Genomic DNA, 18,903 nt, shown 5'->3' on the forward strand with positions numbered 1-18,903 from the left:
TCGGGGACGGTGCCGGCTACTGTTCCTCCATCGAAAGAAAGGAAGAGCGCTCATGGCCACCGCACACCGCCCGGAGAAGCAGCTCCAGGCACTCACCCAGAAGTCGAAGAAGCTGTCGTGGTTGTTGCGTCATGGTGCCCGGGAGACGGGCCTTGCCATGGACTCCGCGGGCTTTGCCCCCATCGTCGACGTGCTGCGGATGACGGGGCTGTCGCACAGGGCGTTCGACGAGGTGGTCGCGGAGAACAACAAGTCCCGCTTCGAGGTGCGGGGCGAGCAGGTGCGCGCCGTGCAGGGCCACTCCCTGGAGGGCACCCCCGTGACGCTCGACGGGCTGGAGCGCAGCTGGGACGAGGTGACCTCGGACGCGCTCCTCTACCACGGCACGTCCGTGGCCGCCGCGCGCGCCATCCTCTCCGGGGAGGGCGTTCATTCCGCGGCGCGCACCCACGTCCACCTGGCCGCCACGGTGGACTCGAAGGTGGGCAAGCGCGCTGGCGTGGATGTGCTGCTGGTCATCTCCCCCGTGCGGCTCCGGGCCGCGGGGCTGCGCATCTTCCGTGCACCCAACGGGGTATTGCTCGCGCGCGCCATCCCCGCCGCCGTCATCGTGGACGTGCTCGCGTGCAATGGCCCGGGACGCTCCGTGCTCGCGGAGCTGAAGGGACGGGTGGGGAAGGGGGCCGCTCCGCCCCCAGGGCAGGAGCGGGGGCCGGTCGAGGTGGGCTGACGCTCGCTGTCAGGCCGTGGGAGCCACGGCCTTCCCGGGGGCGTCCGTGTGGGTGAACCGGTCCTTGAGGCGCAGCAGGGGCTGCTCGAAGCAGCGCCACGAGACGACGGTGAGCGCCAGCAGCACCGCGTACTCGAACAGCAGGCCGAGCGCGGTGGCGGCGACGCTCCAGGGGATGTAGCGATAGAACAGCGGCCGCGTGTAGTAGGCGCCCACTGGGAAGACGAGCGTGTGGAAGAGGTAGAGCCCGTAGCTCACCTGTCCCACGAAGCGCAGCGGAGCCCACTGCAGCACGGCCTGGAGCACCCGCGCGCGCCCGGTGAGCACCCACCCCAGCAGGCAGGCGAAGCCCACCGCCCAGAGCGTGTACAGGCCCGCCACCAGCAACGCGCGGACCGTCGGGCCGCCCGGCCCCACGAGCGCCGTGGCCATGTGGATGGCATGCCCATGGCTGAAGAAGACGAAGGAGAGCCCGAAGGCCACGAGCATCGCGGGCACCGCGAGCCGCCGGCCCCACCGCTCCAGCCGCTCCGCCGTGAATCGGCCGTCCACCACGCCCAGCGCCAGCAATCCCCCGAGCGCCAGCCCGTCCAGGCGGAGCAGGGTGAAGGTGTAGACCTGGAAGGGAGAAGCGCCCTCCCACAGCGCGGCGAAGCGCGCCACGGGGGAGAGCAGCACGCACGCCCACAGCAGCGCGCGCAGCTGTCCGTTGCGCAGGAAGAACACGAGCAGCGGCCACACCAGGTAGAACTGCTCTTCGATGGCCAGGGACCACGTCACGCTGAGCGGCGAGGGTCCGAAGTCCGTCAGCCAGAGGTTCTGGAGGTACAGCGCGTAGAGCGCCCACGGGTACTGCTGGGTGTCGAAGGCCAGAATCGGCAGCAGCCGCCCCATGACGGTGAAGGCGAAGGCCAGCACCAGGAAGTACAGCGGCCAGATGCGCAGCGCGCGCCGCGCGTAGAAGGTGCGGAAGTAGGCCCCGCGCTCGCGCGTCTGCACGAGGATGCGCGTAATCAGGAAGCCGGAGAGGACGAAGAAGAGGTCCACGCCCGCCCAGCCCACCTGGAAGAGCCTGCCCACCTGCGCGGTGGTGAGCACCGTCAGCGAGTGGTAGGCAATCACCAGCAGCACCGCCACCCCGCGCAGGCCGTCCAGCGCGGGAAGGTGCGCGGGCAGGCGCAGGGGCTCCAAGGGCACGGTCTTCATCTCAGGGGCGGACCATACCTGGGATGCGCGAGCGTGCCCCATCCGAGCGCGGGGGCCCTGGCCGCCGGGGGAGCGGCCGGGCGTGCTCAGGGACGCAGGATGCCTGTCGTGGCCTCCGCCAGGTCGAGCGGGAGCTCCCCTTCGTAGGGGCTGTTGGTACCGGCCCCACGCGTCGCGGTCACCCTCACCAGGAAGTGCGTGCCGGACACCAGGCCGGGGGGCAGCCGGACCTCCGTTTTCGTGGTGACGAGCCGGGAGGGGCTCGTGCCCGCGACGAGTCCACCGCCCTGGGCGGTGAAGGGGATGACCTGGACGAAGTAGCGCGTCGCGGTCCCCAGCCCGGGCGCATCCCAGCTCACCACGGGGGAGGTCCCCACGCCGGTGAGCTCCGCGGCGGCGCCCTGGCCGTTGATGCGCAGGTTGCGCACCGGGCCGAGCCGGGGGGCCAGCGTGCCCGCCTCGACCAGACCCTCCAGCGTATCGGCGCGATGGAGCCGCAGCGTGCCGACGTAGCTCAGGTTGCCCGAGGTGAGCCGCACCTGCGCGGAGGAGGACACGTGCGCCACGCGCCGCCAGTGCTCCGGAAAGGCGTCCACGAAGCGCACGGTATAGGGCGCGAGCGCGACGTCGATGGACGGGGTGCCGAATGCGAGCTCGGGGCTGCTGCCGAGCCGCGCGAAGGGCTCGGTCCCCGGACGTGCCCCGATGGCCCAGTCGAGTGAGCGCACGCCGCGCACTTCCGGGTGCGCCGCCTGGTGCTGCGTGTCGAACGCCGCGACATTCACGGAGAAGGACACCGTGCGCTCGCTGCCCTCCGTGAGCGCGACGTCGAGCGAAGTCGCGCTTCCCGGCGTGAGCGGGACGGCGGGCTGGTGGAAGCTGCGCACCACCCCGGTGAAGGGATGGCCTCCGTCGAGGCCCTCGCGCACCGAGAGCTGCTGCACCCACAGCGAGTCTCCCTTGGAGCCGTCGAGCAGGGTGAAGATGCGGGACACCCGCGTGTCGAGCTGGGTGGCCTCGTCGGGGGGCAGGGTGCCTCCGAAGTCCTCGGCGGTGCTCAGACGCAGGTCCTCCATGGGTGTGCCGCCATTGGGCGAGCTCAGCCGGAGGGTGTCCGAAGCCCTCCAGGGCGCGAGCCCGGAGACGTGAAGGTCCAGCGCCGTCCCGGCGGGGACGTTCCACTCGAGGCTGGGCCGTTGCACCTGCGTCGAGCGCAGCTCCACCTGGCGCGCATCCGTCCACAGGTACGTGTCATTGAAGCGCAGGAAGTAGTTCCCCTCCGGCACGCCCGGCACGACGTACCCGTCGATGCCCGAATGCTGCGCGAGGTACACCTTGACGCCCCCATCCGGCAGGCCGCCCGGGACGAGGGCCGCGGGCGCCGGCGCCTCCAACCATGCGCCTGTCTGCATCACCGTGACCTGCCCGCTCTCGTCGATGATGTGGGCGGTGGGGTTGAAGCGGATGCCCTCGCCTTCCTGGACGGTCCCGCTGTCGACGTCCGCCGTCCCGCTGTCGGCGGGGGGCGGTGTTCCCGCGTCGGCCTTTTCCTCGGGTGCGGAGCTGCAGCCAATGACAGACACCCCCGCGAGCAGTGCCGCCATGAACAACCCATTGCGTGTTGACATGGCGCGCACTCTAACCAATCCGGGCGCTGTCCCGTCCAAGCTGTCTGGTTGTTCCACTCCGGGCTCGTGTCCAGGCCGGACTCCGGGTGTCGCTGAGTCGCCTTCACCCCGCCGTGGCGAGGAGCTGGGGCACGGCGCCCTCCGCCCCGGTGACGACGAGTCGCTCCATGGCCCGCGTCATGGCCACGTAGAGCAGCCGGGCTTCCTCCTTGGGGCTCTCCGCCCGGGAAGGCGGACGTCCAAGGCCCGGAATGGCGACGACGGGGAACTCCAGTCCCTTGCTGGCGTGGAAGGTGAGCACCTTCACGGAGTCTTCCTCGGAGTCGAAGGCGGACTGACGCGTGCGCTTTCCCACCGATTGGAAGGGGACGCCCGCGTGCGCGAGGCGCTGGGTTGCGGCCTCGCCCACCTCGAAGCTCCGGTACAGCAGCGCCATGTCGCTCCAGCGAAAGCCCTCCGCGTGCAGTTGTCGGAGGTGTCCGGCCACGTAGTCGGCCTCCTCCCGCAGGCTCGGAAGCGTCACCAGCCGAGGTGGGGGGCCGTGCCGCCCGGCTGTTTGAGGGAGGACGAGGGGAACACCATCCTCGTCCGCGTCCTCCGGCTTGAGGACGTCCTTGGCGAACGCCGCGGCGAAGCGAAGAATCTCGGCCGTGTTGCGATAGTTGAGCCGCAGGATGGTGGTGCGTCCCTGGGCCTGGATGCCGACGCTCCGGAAGCTGAACCGCTCGCGGCGGTAGATGGACTGGGCGTCGTCGTACAGCACGAGGAGGGAGTTGGTCTCCGGGCTGACCATCTGCGCCACCAGCCTCAGCCACTCCGGCTTGAAGTCGTGTCCTTCGTCCACCAGCACCGCGCCGTACTGTCCACGCGGAATGAGTCCCTGGTCGGTGGCGCGGATGACCCGCTGGGTGAGCTGCTCGGCGTAGTCCCCGGCAGTGAGTCCGTCGGGAGGAAGGCCCGCGTGGAAGTGCACCAACTGCTCCCGGCACCAGGCATGGAAGTTCCGCACCCTCACCTGATGCGCGAGCCCGCGCGTGGCCATCGTCTGCTCGAGCCAGGCCGCCAGGGCCCGGTTGAAGCAGAGCACGAGCACCGGACGCCGCAGCACCCTGGCCAGCTGGAGACAGCGGAACCCCAGAATCATCGTCTTGCCCGAGCCCGCGACGCCGTGAATCACCCGGTGTCCCTCGCCCAGGCTGCGCGCGAGCTGCTCCTGCTGCAGGTCCATGATGTGGAGGAGGTCCGGCAGGGCCGCCTCGGCATCCGGCTCCGCGAAGAGGTCCAGCTGTGAGCCTCCCAGCCGCAGCTCGGGGAAGATGTGCCAGCGGATGCGGTCGATTTGAGGCAGGGTGAGTGGCCTCTCCCGCTGCCAGGGAAACATGTCCCAGAGCCGCTGCTGGAAGGCCTCGGGAGCAACGTCCTCCGTCATCTCGTCCTTGCAGAGGACGCGGTGGGCGGGAAGGACCTCGCCCAGCTTCCCTTCGTCGAACTGGCGACGGGTGATGTTGGAGAGGACGACCCCGTAGCTCCAGGGAAGGCTCAGCTTGCCCTGGAAGCCGCCGCCCTCGTGCGTGAGCGCCGGGTCCCGCTCCAGCAGGTCCTTGATGTCCTGCGCATAGGTGCGCGCCTGCTCGAAGGGATTGACCACGCGCTTGGGCCCGCTGCCGGACAGGAGCGTGGCACTGGCCTTGTCGATGGACTGGATGGCTTCCCGTCGCCAGTCCTTCACTTCGAGGACGAGGATGCCTCGCCGCGGGTGGAGCACGATGAAGTCGGGGTGATGGCCCGTCGCTCCGACCGGGACGTCGTACCAGAGGAGGTAGTCGTCCTCGAGCTTCTCCTCGAGGCGGCGCGCAAAGCGCTTCTCCCCCGCCTGCATGCGGCCGAGGCACTGGTTGAGGGCTGGAATCAACGTGGCCATGGCCTCAATCCCCTCCTGCTCACGGACGTGTCTGGGAAGGATACCCGAAGCCGGGCCCCCATCCCGGAGTCCGGGGCAGGGGCGCTTGCCGGGCTTCAGCCCTCCTGGGAGGTCTTGAAGATGAAGGGGTAGGTGACGACGACCACGCCGCCACCCGTGGGCGGGAACCGGAAGGTGCGCACTCGGGCGGCGACGCAGCCCTCCAGCTCCGGGTCTCCGACCGTGGACTCGCGGACCCTGGACTCCAGGACCTGGCCATCGCCTCCGATGACGAACCGGATGGCCACCTTGCCGTGCAGGTTCGGGGCGGACTCGAGGCGCGTCTCGTAGCAGTTGCGGACCTGCGCCCGGTTCGCCTGGATGACCGCGCGAATCTGGTCCTTGTCGAGAGGGCCCCGGGGCCGGGCACTGGCGGCGGGAGTGGGCGCGGGGGGCTCGAGGACCTCGATGTCGACGCGCTTGACGCAGGCGCTCAGGCAGAGGGCAAGCGGGAGGAGCAAGCTCGGGAGGCGCATTCGCTCCCGAGTCTCCCGTGAGAGGCCGGGCCGCGTAAATGCCCGCGGTGAGAAGGCCTCGGCGTCAACCTGCTCCATCCTCCCGCGGAAGGAGCCACTGCCGCAGTGCAGCAGGCATTTCATTTATTACCGTTTAGTCTGAACTAAATGGCTTTGCAGGTAGAGGATTTGAATAAACTCTCTTTGTCCGCCCCGACGCTCCCATGCCGGGAGCGTGGGAAGAGCGGCTTCAGAGCTGGAGGGAAACGAGCATGTTCAAGAGAACGGCAGTCCTCGTGGTGAGCTGTGGCGCGTTGCTGACCGCCTGCGGTACTGAAGTCGACCCGCGGCTCGAGAACGAGGAGATCATCTCCAACCTCATCGAGGCCGGGTATCCGGCCGACAGCATCATGGTTTCCGAGGGGGCTGTATACGTGGGGCGCGACGCTCACGTGACGCTCGAGGCGTCCCAGGAGATGCTTCAGCGCGGTGACGGGAGCGCGGAGCAATACATGACGACCAACCGGGTCGACACCTCCGTCGTGAAGAAGATCTGCATCAACCCCACCTCCCAGTTCAACAGCTACAGCCGGCTCAGCCAGGGGCTGGACCTGGCCATCGCCAACTACAACAGCCTGGGACTCGTCATCACCATGGCACGAGGCCCGACCACCGGCTGCAACGCGAACATCACCGCGCAGACCACGTCCGGCGCTGGCGGCTCCGCGGGATTCCCCTCGGGCGGCCGTCCCTACGGGACCATCAACATCGGCACCGGCCTGCAGAGCTACAGCATCGACGTGAACGAGCACATCATCACCCATGAGCTGGGCCACGCGCTCGGTCTCCGCCACACGGACTTCTTCCACGTCACCACGTGCGGTGGCAATGAAGGCACCGCGGGCGTGGGGGCCATCCTCATCCCCGGGACGCCGACCACGGACCCGCTGTCGCTCATGAACTCCTGCTTCAGGTCGACCGCGACCGGCGAGTTCTCCCAGTACGACATCGTCGCGCTGAACTACCTCTTCTGAGAAGCGTCTGAAGGGTTCAGGGGGCCACCCGACATCGAGCATCGCTCGGCGGGTGGCCTGCGATGGGCAGGACTCCTCTGGGGCACGCACCCTCGGAGGAGCCGCCGCATGGCCCTGGCGGCCTTCTGCCCAGGTCCACGCTTGTGTTGGGCGCGTGAACAAAGATGACCCGGGAGTAGGGGAGCCAGACCTTGCTCGTGCCTCTGTCCGTCTGACCTCTGGACGCTCCGGTGATTCCGGACTCCCGAAGAGAGGTCTGACGAATGAACCCCACACCTGGCGCCATCCTTACCTTCGATGACGGCCCGCTCGACGACAAGGGCAGGGACTGGGCCCTGAAGACCACGCTGGACATCCTGGACGCCCATCGCATCCAGGGCGTCTTCTACGTGCTGGGCGAGGAGGTGCAGAAGCAGCCGGCGTTGGTCAGGCTCATCGCCGAGCGCGGCCACATCCTCCAGAGCCACGCGTGGAGCCACGTGGCGCTTCCCAAGCTGTCCGAGGCGCAGCTGTGGCAGACACTCCAGCGGACGCAGGACCTCATCTTCCAGACCGCGGGAGTGCGACCCAACCGGCTGCGGCCGCCGTACGGCGCCGGGTGGGTGGGTGACAAGAGCCCGATACTGCAGAAGGTGGCGACCGGGCTGGGCCTGCAGCTCACCGGGTGGGACGTGGACACCAACGACTGGAAGGCCCCCCGCGGCCTGGCCGACACGCTGAAGTGTTATCCGTCCCGCAAGCGCTGGAAGGGGCTCCATGACAAGCGGGGCCAGCCGCTGGACATGCTCATGCACGTCAACCAGGCCACGGCCAGGGACCTGAAGGGCTTCATCCACGGTCTCCATGCCGAGGGGTGGGAGTTCCGGTCCTACGGGGATCCGCCGCAGCGGCCGTCCGTGGCAGTCGCATGAGGCCCCCGGGTTTGTTCCGCGCTTCACCTCGCACGAGGAATCCCATGTCCACGACTGCTGTTGACTCCACCTCCCTTCGCAATGACCGCTTCGCCAGCGAGCCCGAGCTGGCGCACGTGCTCGCTGGCCAGGCGACGCTCGGACGCAACGCCCGGGGCACGGGCGCGCAGGCAGTACAGCAGGCCCTGCTCGACATGGGCTTCAGCCTGCACGGAGGCGCGGATGGCGCCTTCGGTCCGCAGTCGCTCAAGGCGGTCCGCAACTTCCAGGTGCACGCCGGCTCGGCCTTCGCCGACGTCCAGCCCACCGGCGTGGTGGATGCCGCCACCCTGCGTGCCCTCGACACGCTCGCCCCGCGCCCGAAGCAGCGCGGCCAGCCGCACCACCTCCCGGTGCCGCGCTACGACGGCACCCCGCTGCGCGTGCTGGTGGTGAAGAACGAGCACCGGACGTTCCTCTTCGACGCGCAGGGCGGGCTGCAGGGCATCTTCGGCAACGCCGTGGGGGCGCGGGCCACCCCGACGGACAGGGGCCTGAAGAAGGTCAGCGCGAAGCTGGGCGCGGCGGCCGCACGGGCCCTGGGCCTGAAGCTGTGGGGCGGCCTCGTCTACGGCCCGTGCATCATCGACCTGTCCTGGGCGGATGGCTCCCGCTCGGGCGAGGAGCTCCACGGCACCAACGCACCGACCCGGCTGGGCGAGGATGTCTCGCACGGGTGCATCCGCCACGACAACGCCGCCATCCTCGTCCTCTACGAGGCCGTCAAGGTGGGGGACTGGGTGGCGGTCGTCGACAGCGTGAGAGATGCTCGCCTGGGCGCCCCGGCTCCCTCCCCCCGGGTGGCCTAGTAGCGGTTCGGGAACGAGATGCGCAGCTGCTTCTTCTGCTCGTCGGTCCGCATATAGGTATCACCCCTGTTGGGGCCGCCCTGGTTGTTGAGCGTCTTGCGGACCTCCTCCACTTCGTTCTTGTAGAACTCCGCGGTGAGCGCCTTCAGCTCCTTCGCGACCTGGATGAGCGCGGCGCCGTCCTTGGTGGCGACGTTCGGTCCATACGGGTTGCGGTACTGCGCGGGGACCTGCCCGCGCATCAGCGCGTTCACCGTGGCCCGGCCTCCGCTCAGGCGTGATGCCGCGAACGCCTGGAACCGCGCCGCCGTGTCGATGTCCTTGAAGTGCGACTGCAGCAGGTACTGCGAGGTCGAGAGGGCCTGGTCCGTCCGGGCAACGGGCTTCTGCTCCACGGTCTGCACCTGCTCCGCGAGCGCCCGCTGGAACTGCGCGTCATCACCGTCACCGAGCGCGAAGCGCTTGCGCATCTCGTGGGTCGCGATGTTGCCCTTCATCTTCCCGGCCTCTTCCATGACGTACATCATCACCTTCGCCTGGGCGAGCCCGATGAAGAGCGGAGGCGCCGCGGCAATCTCGAAGATGGTGGCGGTGCTGCCGGAGATGGCGCCGATGGTGGAGATGACGGAAGGCACGTTGTCGAGCGCCAGGTCCGCGCCGGCCTTGATGCGGTCATCCGCGGAGACCTTCTTGCCGTCGAGGTCCGTGCCATACAGGACCTTCTTGGCATTGCCGTACATGCCGAGCAGGTCTGTGGGGCCCTTCGCGAGACCGCCCACGCGTCCGAGCAGCTTCAGCACCTGCTCTTCGAGATGCGGCTGCTTCGCGACGAGCTGGAGCAGGCCGCTGATGATGGCGGGCGCGGCGGTGATGCCGGCGACCGTGCCCTCCACGGTGTTGCCCTTCGCGATGGCGTCCGCCGAGTTCTTCAGCGCGTCGAGCGCGTCCGGCAGGCCGTCGATGCCGGCCATGCTCGCCGCGATCTTCAGATTCCCGGCGATGGTGGAGACGGTCTCCGCGTTGTTGACGGCATCGGCCTGGGAGTTGATCTGCGGCGCGATGTACGGCTTGAGCGTCGCCTCCTTCGAGATCTTGTCGAACAGGGGCCTCAGGCCCTGACCCAGCGGGCCCGCCTCCTTCGAGAGGTCGGCGAGCTTCTTCTTGTTCGCCTCCAGGACTTCGCTGGAGCTGCCGCCGTTCGCGCGCAGGCCGTAGGCGAGCTCGAGCGCGCCCTTCAGCGCCTCGGCCTGCTTGGGGTTGGCGCCCTTGTCGATGGCGTTCGACACGACGTTGTCGATGGAGCCCGTCACCATGTCCTCGTCTGGCAGCTGGCCGAGCGGGGCATTGGCGATGTTGTTCATCAGCGCGATGGCCGCGCGCGGCGTCTTGCCGCCCGACTCCGTACCCGCGAGGAGCGTCTTCTGCGCGCCCTCCATCTGCGTGGTCATCGCTTGCAGCGAGGCCTTCAGCGGGCTGCCATCCGGAAGGTTCTTGAGTGCCTCCGCAAGCTTCATCTTCGCGGCGGGGAGCGCCTCGAAGCCCCCCTCATCGCCGTGGCCGATGTCTCGCGTCACCCGCATCGCCTCGTAGTACGCGGTCATTCCATCCCGCGTCGCCGGGTCATTCACGAGCTTCAGCATCTGGTCGAAGTCGACATCGGTGCCGTTGATGGCCGCCTGGCGGAGCGCCGGCAGCACCTCGGCCTGCGCGGCGTAGAGCTTGTCGAGCGAGTCCATCCCGTACGCCGCCGCCATGTTGGCGTCCTTCAGGATGGCAAGCTGGTGGGGCTTGAAGGTGTACGCGTCCGTCGTGCCGCCGTTGGACGCCTTCTTGAAGTCCTCGGCGGTCAGGACCGGCTTCTTCGTGTCGAGGTCGACGGTGAGCTGGTCGCCGTCGCGGCGCGCCATCTCCGCGACGGCAATCGTCGCGACCTCCTTGGAGAAGCCCAGCTTCATCGCCGCGTCGATGACGAAGGCCTGCGACGGCGTGGGCGTGGAGGCGTCGGTCGGCAGCGGGACGTCGGAGACCTTCACGCTCTCTTTCGCGTCCTTCGGCAGCTTGAGGTCGCTGTCCCGACGCGAGGTCGCGCGCAGCATCACACCCGACATGAAGTCGTCGGTGACCAGCGGCTTGAGCAGCGGGTTGTCGCCCAGCAGCCGCTGCGTCAGCGGCGTCTTGTTCTGCGTCGAGGTCGTGAACGAGTCACGCTGCAGCATGTTCGGCTGCGATGGCGCGGTCCGGGTCGGCACGGCCGGCTTCGTCGGAGCCGGAGGAACCCTGCTCGTGGTCGGCTTCGTCGTCGTCGGGGATGTAGGACGCTGACCTGTCACCTGGGGAGGCATGGATTCTCCTGTCGTGCTGTGACAGGAGGACGCGTCCCCCGGATTTCTTTTGCATTGAATTCTCGCGCCCCCGGAGGAACGCACCTGGGGAGACTCCTGGCTCGGCTAAGTGCTCGGATTTACGACGAGCGCGCCCGGGCCCCAGGCAATGTGTGGTGGAGCTTTCCTCCCAGTGCCGTCAGGTTGAACGCGGTGTATGCCCGCTCCTATGCTGCCTCTCGCTGAGAATGCTTCGGAGTGGGGGAGTGATGAAGCAGCCTGCGGAGGCGTTCGAGGCGGTCCCCTCCACGCCAGCACACCACTTCCGCCTGTACTACTTCGCGGCCGTCGCGCGGGTGCTCGCGCGCACCCGCGACTCCTTCGAGGAGTTTCCGTTCCTCGCCGGCTACCACGACGAGCTGGCGGCCCTGGGCGCCGCCGGGCGCGACGAGGCCTGGTGGAAGGAGGCCCTCACCGCGTGGGAGCAGCGCTTCCCGGGCCACCTGCCGGCGCGCGCCCTGCGTGAGGCGGCGGGGCTGGACCACCGGGCGCTCACGCTCCTGTTCTGCGTGGGCCTCACGGAGGAGGACGCGCGCTTCGGCCTCCTCTTCGAAGCGTTGCAGGCGGCGCCGGGCGTTCATCGCCCCACACTGGGGCTGCTCCACGCGTGGTGGAACGCCGAGGGAAGCGAGGCGCGCGCCGCCCTGGAGCCGCTCCGCGAGGCCGGCCTCCTGCGGGTGACGAACCCCGACGCGCCACGCGTCGAGTGGGCCTTCGAGGTTCCGGGTGCCCTGTGGGACGCGCTGCGCGGTGACGTGCGCCTCCGCCCCCTGCCGTGGCTGCGCTACCGCCCGGCGGCGGAGCTGCTGGAGCTTCCCCGGCTCATCCTCCCCGACGCGGTGCGGGACACCGTCGCCCGCCTGCCTCCGCTGCTGAAGCAGCGCGAGGTCCGCACGCTGATTGTCCGCGGGCCGCGCCATGGCGGACGCCGCACGCTGGTGGGGGCCGTCGCACGCGCGCTGGGCCGCGGCCTGCTCGAGGTGGAGCTGCCCACGCCGCGCAACGACGAGCACGCCCGCGTGGCGGGCACGCTGGCCACGCTGCTCCACGCCGTGCCCGCCGTCATCCTCGAGCCCTCGCCCGGTGAAGTCACGGAGCTGCCCCGGCTGGGCGCCTGTGACGCACCCGTCGCCGTCGTGCTCGGCCGGCATGGAGGCGTGAGCGGCACCGTCGAGCGCCCCGTCACGCTGACGCTCGAGACGCCGGGCCCGGAGGCACGCCGCGCGCACTGGCTCCGCGCGCACGCCGTGGACGAGGCCGAGCTGGACACCATCGCCTCGCGCTTCCGGCTCACCAGCGGCCACATCCACACGGCGGCGGAGCTGGCCCGCTCGTACGCGGCGCTTGCGGGGCGCCGCGCCATCACCGCCGAGGACGTGCGCCGCGCCGTCGGCTCCCTCGACCGGCAGGCGCTGGACGCGCTCGCCACGCGCCTGGAGACGGGCGGGGACTGGAGCGAGCTCGCCGTCGCCCCCGACGTGCAGCGGGAGCTCGTCCACCTGGAGCGGCGGTGCAGCCAGCGCGAGCGGCTCCAGGAGGCCGTGGGCCCGTCCGTGGGGCGGCAGCTGCGTCCCGGCGTGCGCGCGCTGTTCCGCGGGCCGAGCGGCACCGGCAAGACGCTGGCGGCCCGACTGCTCGCCGCGGAGCTGGGCATGGAGCTCTACAAGGTGGACCTGTCCACCGTCGTGAACAAGTACATCGGTGAGACGGAGAAGAACCTCTCCCGCATCTTCTCGCTCGCCGAGGAGCTCGACGTGATGCTCCTGTTCGACGAGGGCGACGCCCTGCTCGCCAGGCGCACCGCAGTCCAGACGGCGAACGACCGCTACGCCAATCTGGAGACGAACTACCTTTTGCAGCGCATCGAGTCCTTCGAGGGAATCATGCTCCTCACCACCAACGCGGGGGACCAGATGGACACCGCCTTCGCGCGGCGCATGGACGTCACCATCGACTTTCGTCCGCCCGAGGTCTCCGAGCGCTGGAGCATCTGGCAGCTGCACCTGCCCGTGGGACACGCCGTGGAAGTCCAGTTCCTGCACGAGGTGGCGGCGCGCTGCATGCTCTCGGGTGGGCAGATACGCAACGTGGTGCTGCACGCGGCCACGCTCGCACTCGGTGAAGGAGGAGCCATGGGGACCGAGCATCTCGACGCGGCCATCCAGCGCGAGTACCGGACGGCCGGGGGCATCTGCCCGCTGAAGCGAAGCGCGGGCACCGTCCGGAGCGTGCGCTGATGCCAGGCGGAACCCGGACCTCGCGCCAGAGCGCCCCCACTCCCGCGCCCGCGGCGCGCCCCGCGCCCGCACGGGCGGCCGCCCCGGGAAGGCCCACCGGCACCGTGAGCGGCGCCCCGGCGGTGCGCCTCACCCCCCAGCCCGTGGGAAGCACCGTCACGCCCGATGAAGTCGACATCTCCTCGGGACAGCTCACGGTGCCCGAGACGACCGCCGCGGAGGCGCGGCCCGGCAGGGACCTGGACCTGCGCGTGCGGCTGCCCGGCTTGGCGGAGGGCACCATCCGCGTGCGCAAGCGCGGTGACACCTTCAGCACCACCGGCGCCGGCACCGCCATCCGCCTGAGCCACCCCGCGCTCGCGCCCCTCGCGGACCAGGTCCCCACCGTGCTGGTGGTGACGGTGCGGGAGAACGTCGTCACCGGCTGGGTGGGCGTGGGCCAGCCGGGCCCGGCGCGCGGCACCCGGCGCGCGCTGGTGGAAGGCATGCTGCGCGGAGGCAGCACCGCGCTCGGCCTGCTGGGGATGACGAACATCACCATCCCCTCCGTGGTCAACGAGTTCACCGCCGGCCGCATCAACCTCGCCGTCGAGAACCTGGGCTTCCGCCTGGGGGGCTACCTCGAGGGCACCGGCACCCTGCGGCTCGACAACCAGGCGCTGCAGGTGGAGGGCGGCGCGCGCGTCGAGATTCCCGGCGGCTCGGGCGGCGAGCTGCGCGTGCGCCGCGGCTCCAACGGCGTGCTGGGCGGCGACTTGCGCATGACGGTCGCCATCGGCCCGGCGACGGGCACCGTGGTGGCGATGCTCGACCGGGGCTTCGTCCACGTCCAGGGCACGGTGGCCTACCGCACCGAGCGCATGAGCGGCAGCATCACCCTCATCGCCACCGACGAGCGCACCGCGAGGGACCTCACCACGCGGACCGACCTGGACCCGTCGACGCTCCCGGTGGCCCAGCCGGGGCCGGACAACCCGGCACGGCCGGGTCGGCGCGCCTTCTGCGGCTGGGGCGAGCTGTCCATCACCCTCACGCCCTGGCTGTCCGGGCGTGCGCGCGTGCTCGTCAACAACCAGGCGCAGGCGACCATCATCGGAGAGGTCCGCCCCCAGCGCGAGCTCATCCTCTTCCCGGAGCGGGAGTGGAACCGGCGCCTGTTCCGCGTGGAGATTCGCGCCGGCTACGGCATCCCCGTGGTGGGCCAGGTATTCGTCTTCGCCAACATCGGGCTGGAGGCCCTGGCGCGCGTGGGCCCGGGCCGCCTGCACAACATGAGCGTGACGGGGCAGTTCTCCACGGACCCACGGGTGGAGAACCTCTTCACCATCCAGGGCACGCTCAACATCTCCGCCTTCGCCGGCCTGCGCCTGCGCGCCGAGGGCGGCGTGGGGCTCACCGTCCTCGGCCACGACATCAAGGCCGGCGTGGGGCTCAACGCGCTGGCCGGCATCCGCGGCTACGTGGACGCCACGCCCCGCATCGGCCGGCGCCAGGGCCCGGGCGGGCGTCCCGAGTGGTTCATCGCCGGCCACATGGAAATCGCCGCGCAGCCATTTCTGGGCTTCAGCGGCGACCTGTTCGTGGAGCTGGACTCGCCCTGGTGGTCGCCCGCGCCGGACAAGCGGTGGACGTGGCCGCTGTTCAACCTGGAGTACCCGCTGCCGGGAGAGTTCGGCATCGGCGCGGACGTGGACTACGTGCTCGGCTCCCGCAGCTGGCCCACCGTCCAGTTCGGCGAGGTGGACTTCGACTCCAGCAAGTTCATGACGGACCTGCTCAACGACAACGTGGACCGCGGGCGCGGCGGCGAGCGGCGGCGGCCGGGCAACTGGCGCGAGGGCACGGGTGGCGGCGCGCCGGGAGGCGCACGGGGCGGGCGCGGCGGCGCTGGCCGTGGCCAGGGCACCGAGAGCTTCGACGGGCCCATCGGAGAGAACATGACGTTCTCCGACGGGCACGAGACGCACCGCCTGTTCATCCAGGAGGACGCGCGCGGCACCACGCCCATGATGGCGAGCGAGGTGGAGCGCATCGAGACGAAGCTCACCCGCTGGCGGCGCAACCTGGACCTGCTGACCACGGCGGACCGCTCGCGGGCGGAGACGCTCATCCAGCTGACGCGAGACCGCGCCCGGGAGCTGGACGAGCGCGCCGACGAGCAGAAGTCGCTGAAGGAGGCCGAGCGCAACGCCCGGCCGGTGTACGAGCGGAACCGGGGGCAGCGCCGCAGGCGCCCCGGACAGAACCAGCGCAAGCGCCCCTCGGAGGTCCGCCGGCAGGTGCGCGAGGCGCAGACCGGGCTGCGGGAGATGCTGCGCGAGCTGAGCACGTTGGTGGCCGACCAGCCCTTCACCCCCGTCCTTCGCACGGCGTCGATGCCCGAGGGGGGACGAGAGCCCCTCCAGTTGGTGGCGCAGGACGAGCGGGCGAAGCTGCGCGTGTCGAACGCCGACGACGCGGGCGTGTTCGTGCGCATCTCCGCGGGCGCGCCGATGTCACGGGCGCACAACCAGACGGGGCCGAACCTCATCCGCACCACCTTGAATGACGTGCAGCGGCGCGCGGTGAGGCTCCGGCTGACGCGCATCATCCGCAACCGCATCAACCGGCGGGCCTTCGTGGCCCTGCGCGCGCCGATGAACGAGCTGACCGACGTCGTCGCCAGCGTCGGGCGGGTGATGCGCATCGCGCAGCTCGCCCGCGCGCTGCGCATCAACCCCGTCACCCCGCCCCGCACGCTGACCTTCGTGAGCAACCCCCGGCGGTACCCCGACGGCCAGGGCATGCCCCGCGCGGTGTATCGCGGCATCTTCCGCCAGGAGATGGCGCGCCAGCTGTTGCTCCAGCAGCGGGGCATCAACCAGTACACCGTGGACCGGTGGCTGGTGAACCTGGCGCTGTTCCGGATGAATGCCACGCTGTACCGGCAGATGGACCGCGGTGCGCGCACCGTCGTCCTTCGGCGCCTGCAGGAGCGCGCGGCCGCCGCCCAGGTGCGGGTGGCCGGGTACCTCGCGCGGCTGCAGCAGCGGCGGGCCCGGCTGCAGGCGGAGCTCGCCAACATCCAGGCGCAGAATGCCGCGCTGGCGGCCACCCGGACCGCGCTCGCCCGGAACACGGCCAACATGGCGGAGGTGGGACGGCTCATCACGGTGGCCAACGAGACGCTGCGCCGGGCCCAGGTCGCGGCGGACGCCATCCTCCGGACGCAGGGCTCGAGAGACCTGGCGGCCATCGAAGTGGACGACAACGGGGTGGCCCTGCCGCGCCCCCTGCGCGAGGACCTGCGGCCCATTCGCGAAATCCGCCGCGACAGGCGAGGCGAGGAGGTCCCCATCTATTACGACCTGCGCATCGTCGGGCGTCAGAACAACGAGATTCGCTTCCGGGACAGGCTCAACCCCCATTACGAGCGGCTGCGCCGGCGGCTGCCCATCTGGGAGCAGTTCGGGAGCCTGAGGGATGGGTTCCAGAGCTTCGCCGTCCTCCACAACCCCGACCAGGTCGCGGGCGGCGAGGACGCCTTCCCGGAAATCGTCTTCCCCGCGGGCGAGGACTACAACGACGCGTCCTGGACGCGCTTCTACAACCAGATGCGGCGCTACGTGGGCAACTCCATGGTGAACAGCCGCATCGGCGAGCAGTGGGGGGACCAGATGAACCAGGAGGGGAGGGCCGTCATGGCCCGCATCCCACCGAGCGCGCACCCCATCTGGAGGAACAACTTCCGGTTCCTCATGAACCCGCCAGCGGGGACTCCGTGAGATGACACCCCTGGCGAAGCACTTCGTCCGGGGCATGGGGCGCCCCGCTCCCGCGACGGAGAATGCCATCCACTTCAACGAGCCGGGCGTCAGCCTGTTCTGGGAGACGGTGGGCCCCGAGCTGGGCGCGGGCTGGTTCCTGGACCGCTTCGTCTACCTCTTCGGTCCCGGGCTGGAGCGGCTGCAGCGCTGCCTCCAGGCGTGGGCCTTCCTCGTGCCCCCTGGCCACCCGGACCGGAGGGTGCTCGGGTACAACATCCACGGCGCCATCCTCGTGCTCGAGAATGGCGACTCCGACCTGCCGCAGGTGCGCGTCCTGGAGCCGTTCCGCGTGGCGTACTGGACGCACGAGCACCTCGGCTTCGAGAACCTCTTCGGGCGGTGGCTGCCGGACCGGGAGCTTCCCTACTTCCTCGACACGAGTGTCTACGAGCACTGGCGCCAGTCCACCGGGCAGCACCTGGCCGAGGACATGATTCTGGCGCCGAAGCTGCCGGAGGACCTGGGCGGCACCTGGACGCCGGACAACTTCCAGGTGGAGAACCTCTTCGAGTACTACGAGCGCACCGGCCGCAAGTACGCGAAGGTGGCCGCGGAGCCGCCGAAGAAGCCCCGGGGGCGCAAGCGATGAAGGGCAGGGTGCGGTTTCCTTCCTACCTGAGCGGGCTGCCGTTCCACCTGGTGCCGCGCGTGCCGGGCGCGGACGAGCGTGCGAAGCGGGTGGAGGCGGCGCGCACGGGTGACGCCCAGGCCGCGCTGGAGGCCGCGTCCATGCTGTTCGAAGGCCGGGGCGGGCCGGTGGATGTCCCGCTCGCGAGTGAGCTCCTGAGCGGCGCCGCGGAGCGTGGCTCGGTGGAGGCCCTGCTGATGCTGGGGGGCATGTTGTGGAGCATCGACGGGCACGAGCGCGAGGGGGTGCGGTGGCTGCAGGAGGCCGCTGCCCACGGCGCCGCCGAGGCCCTCTACGTCCTGGGCATGGCGTGCGCGCGCGGACGGGGACTCCCGCGTGACGTAGAGCTGGCGCGCCGCTTCCTGGCGCAGGCCGCCGACTCCGGAGTGGCGGAGGCGCGGGCCGAGCTGGAGCGGCTTCCTCCCGTCGGCGGCCATGACTCCTCGGGTCCGTTGACCTGACAGGCTCGCAGCGAGGCTATTTCCGCTTATGTGGAAATATCGTGCTGCTCTGGATTTCAGGGCCTTAATGAGACAGGATTACTCTTGCACGTACGGCGCGTGCAGCCCCTGTTTCCCCAACGCCGAGGAGTCGTCATGAACGCGAAGACGCAGAAGTCCTCCTCTACGAGCAAGCTCACCCTGAAGAAGGAGACGCTGCGCAAGCTGAGCGAGGGTGAGACGCAGCTGCTCGATGGCGTGGTGGGTGGCACCGGTCCGGTCTCCATCGGCACCTACTTCCCCAGCTCCCAGTGCCAGGCCGAGGTCGAGCGGGACGGCTGAGCTGATCGTCGGACGGACCTGATGGGACGGCGAGTCCCGGAAGGGCTTGTTCGCGCCCAGCCTCTGTCTCGAAAGCACAGGCTGGGCGCTTTCAACCGCTGCTCACGCATGCGGTCTGCTGGGTGGAAGGCCGCGAGCCGGAGCGAAGGCGTGTCGTGCAGGAGTTGCCTGCGTGCGTCATCGACGCGGCGTGAACCGCAGTGCCTCGTCCCGCGAGCCTGGGGGACGTTCTCCGAGCGGAGGTCAGGCCTTTCCGGCGGATGCATTGACGCGGCGCGAGCGCATCCACTATCCCGG

The 18,903-nt window shown here is 70.0% G+C and carries 14 protein-coding genes; 9 read left to right on the top strand and 5 right to left on the bottom strand.

Annotated elements, in window-relative coordinates; all coding sequences use genetic code 11:
• Nucleotides 1–52: 52 nt before the first annotated feature.
• Nucleotides 53–730 carry an RNA 2'-phosphotransferase gene (locus ACX9TP_RS12060; protein ID WP_482979857.1) on the top strand — a complete coding sequence of 226 codons (678 nt, stop codon included), beginning with the start codon at nucleotides 53–55 and terminating at the stop codon, nucleotides 728–730.
• A gap of 9 nt (nucleotides 731–739) precedes the next feature.
• Here the strand turns inward: ACX9TP_RS12060 and ACX9TP_RS12065 are convergent, their stop codons facing one another.
• From ACX9TP_RS12065 to ACX9TP_RS12080, 4 genes are all read right to left on the bottom strand, one after another.
• Nucleotides 740–1,936: an acyltransferase family protein gene (locus ACX9TP_RS12065; RefSeq protein WP_482979858.1), complete on the bottom strand. Its 1,197-nt coding sequence runs from the start codon at nucleotides 1,934–1,936 to the stop codon at nucleotides 740–742.
• 86 nt (nucleotides 1,937–2,022) lie between these two features.
• Nucleotides 2,023–3,564 (bottom strand): hypothetical protein, encoded by a 1,542-nt coding sequence (locus ACX9TP_RS12070; protein WP_482979859.1) that lies wholly within the window; start codon nucleotides 3,562–3,564, stop codon nucleotides 2,023–2,025.
• 103 nt (nucleotides 3,565–3,667) lie between these two features.
• Nucleotides 3,668–5,485: a DEAD/DEAH box helicase gene (locus tag ACX9TP_RS12075; protein ID WP_482979860.1), complete on the bottom strand. Its 1,818-nt coding sequence runs from the start codon at nucleotides 5,483–5,485 to the stop codon at nucleotides 3,668–3,670.
• A 95-nt stretch (nucleotides 5,486–5,580) separates the two neighbouring features.
• Nucleotides 5,581–6,000 carry a TonB family protein gene (locus ACX9TP_RS12080; RefSeq protein ID WP_482979861.1) on the bottom strand — a complete coding sequence of 140 codons (420 nt, stop codon included), beginning with the start codon at nucleotides 5,998–6,000 and terminating at the stop codon, nucleotides 5,581–5,583.
• Between the two features lie 413 nt (nucleotides 6,001–6,413).
• Here ACX9TP_RS12080 and ACX9TP_RS12085 point away from each other — a divergent pair, with 413 nt between their 5' ends.
• The 3 genes from ACX9TP_RS12085 (at nucleotide 6,414) to ACX9TP_RS12095 (ending at nucleotide 8,772) form a co-directional block, all read left to right on the top strand.
• On the top strand, nucleotides 6,414–7,013 hold the full coding sequence (locus tag ACX9TP_RS12085; RefSeq protein WP_482979862.1) for a M57 family metalloprotease: 600 nt from the start codon (nucleotides 6,414–6,416) through the stop codon (nucleotides 7,011–7,013).
• A 263-nt stretch (nucleotides 7,014–7,276) separates the two neighbouring features.
• Nucleotides 7,277–7,924, top strand: a complete 648-nt coding sequence (locus ACX9TP_RS12090) for a polysaccharide deacetylase family protein (protein ID WP_482979863.1) — start codon at nucleotides 7,277–7,279, stop codon at nucleotides 7,922–7,924.
• A 44-nt stretch (nucleotides 7,925–7,968) separates the two neighbouring features.
• Nucleotides 7,969–8,772 carry a L,D-transpeptidase family protein gene (locus ACX9TP_RS12095; RefSeq protein ID WP_482979864.1) on the top strand — a complete coding sequence of 268 codons (804 nt, stop codon included), beginning with the start codon at nucleotides 7,969–7,971 and terminating at the stop codon, nucleotides 8,770–8,772.
• On the opposite strand, the gene ACX9TP_RS12100 is transcribed toward ACX9TP_RS12095, so the two are convergent.
• Nucleotides 8,769–11,021, bottom strand: coding sequence for a hypothetical protein (locus ACX9TP_RS12100; protein ID WP_482979865.1), 2,253 nt, complete (start codon nucleotides 11,019–11,021; stop codon nucleotides 8,769–8,771). The two genes, ACX9TP_RS12095 and ACX9TP_RS12100, sit on opposite strands and share 4 nt — an antisense overlap.
• A 341-nt stretch (nucleotides 11,022–11,362) precedes the next feature.
• On the opposite strand from ACX9TP_RS12100, the gene ACX9TP_RS12105 reads away from it, so the two are divergent.
• The 5 genes from ACX9TP_RS12105 (at nucleotide 11,363) to ACX9TP_RS12125 (ending at nucleotide 18,606) form a co-directional block, all read left to right on the top strand.
• Nucleotides 11,363–13,390: an ATP-binding protein gene (locus tag ACX9TP_RS12105; RefSeq protein WP_482979866.1), complete on the top strand. Its 2,028-nt coding sequence runs from the start codon at nucleotides 11,363–11,365 to the stop codon at nucleotides 13,388–13,390.
• Nucleotides 13,390–17,154 carry a polymorphic toxin type 15 domain-containing protein gene (locus ACX9TP_RS12110; protein ID WP_482979867.1) on the top strand — a complete coding sequence of 1,255 codons (3,765 nt, stop codon included), beginning with the start codon at nucleotides 13,390–13,392 and terminating at the stop codon, nucleotides 17,152–17,154. The genes ACX9TP_RS12105 and ACX9TP_RS12110 overlap by 1 nt, the downstream gene beginning before the upstream one ends.
• Nucleotide 17,155: 1 nt before the next feature.
• Nucleotides 17,156–17,785 carry a hypothetical protein gene (locus ACX9TP_RS12115; protein ID WP_482979868.1) on the top strand — a complete coding sequence of 210 codons (630 nt, stop codon included), beginning with the start codon at nucleotides 17,156–17,158 and terminating at the stop codon, nucleotides 17,783–17,785.
• Nucleotides 17,786–17,793: 8 nt separating this feature from the next.
• On the top strand, nucleotides 17,794–18,285 hold the full coding sequence (locus tag ACX9TP_RS12120) for a tetratricopeptide repeat protein (RefSeq protein ID WP_482979869.1): 492 nt from the start codon (nucleotides 17,794–17,796) through the stop codon (nucleotides 18,283–18,285).
• A gap of 135 nt (nucleotides 18,286–18,420) precedes the next feature.
• Complete coding sequence (locus ACX9TP_RS12125; protein ID WP_482979870.1) at nucleotides 18,421–18,606, top strand: hypothetical protein; 186 nt, start codon at nucleotides 18,421–18,423, stop codon at nucleotides 18,604–18,606.
• Nucleotides 18,607–18,903: the final 297 nt, after the last annotated feature.

This window comes from Pyxidicoccus sp. M15 (genome assembly GCF_056858435.1).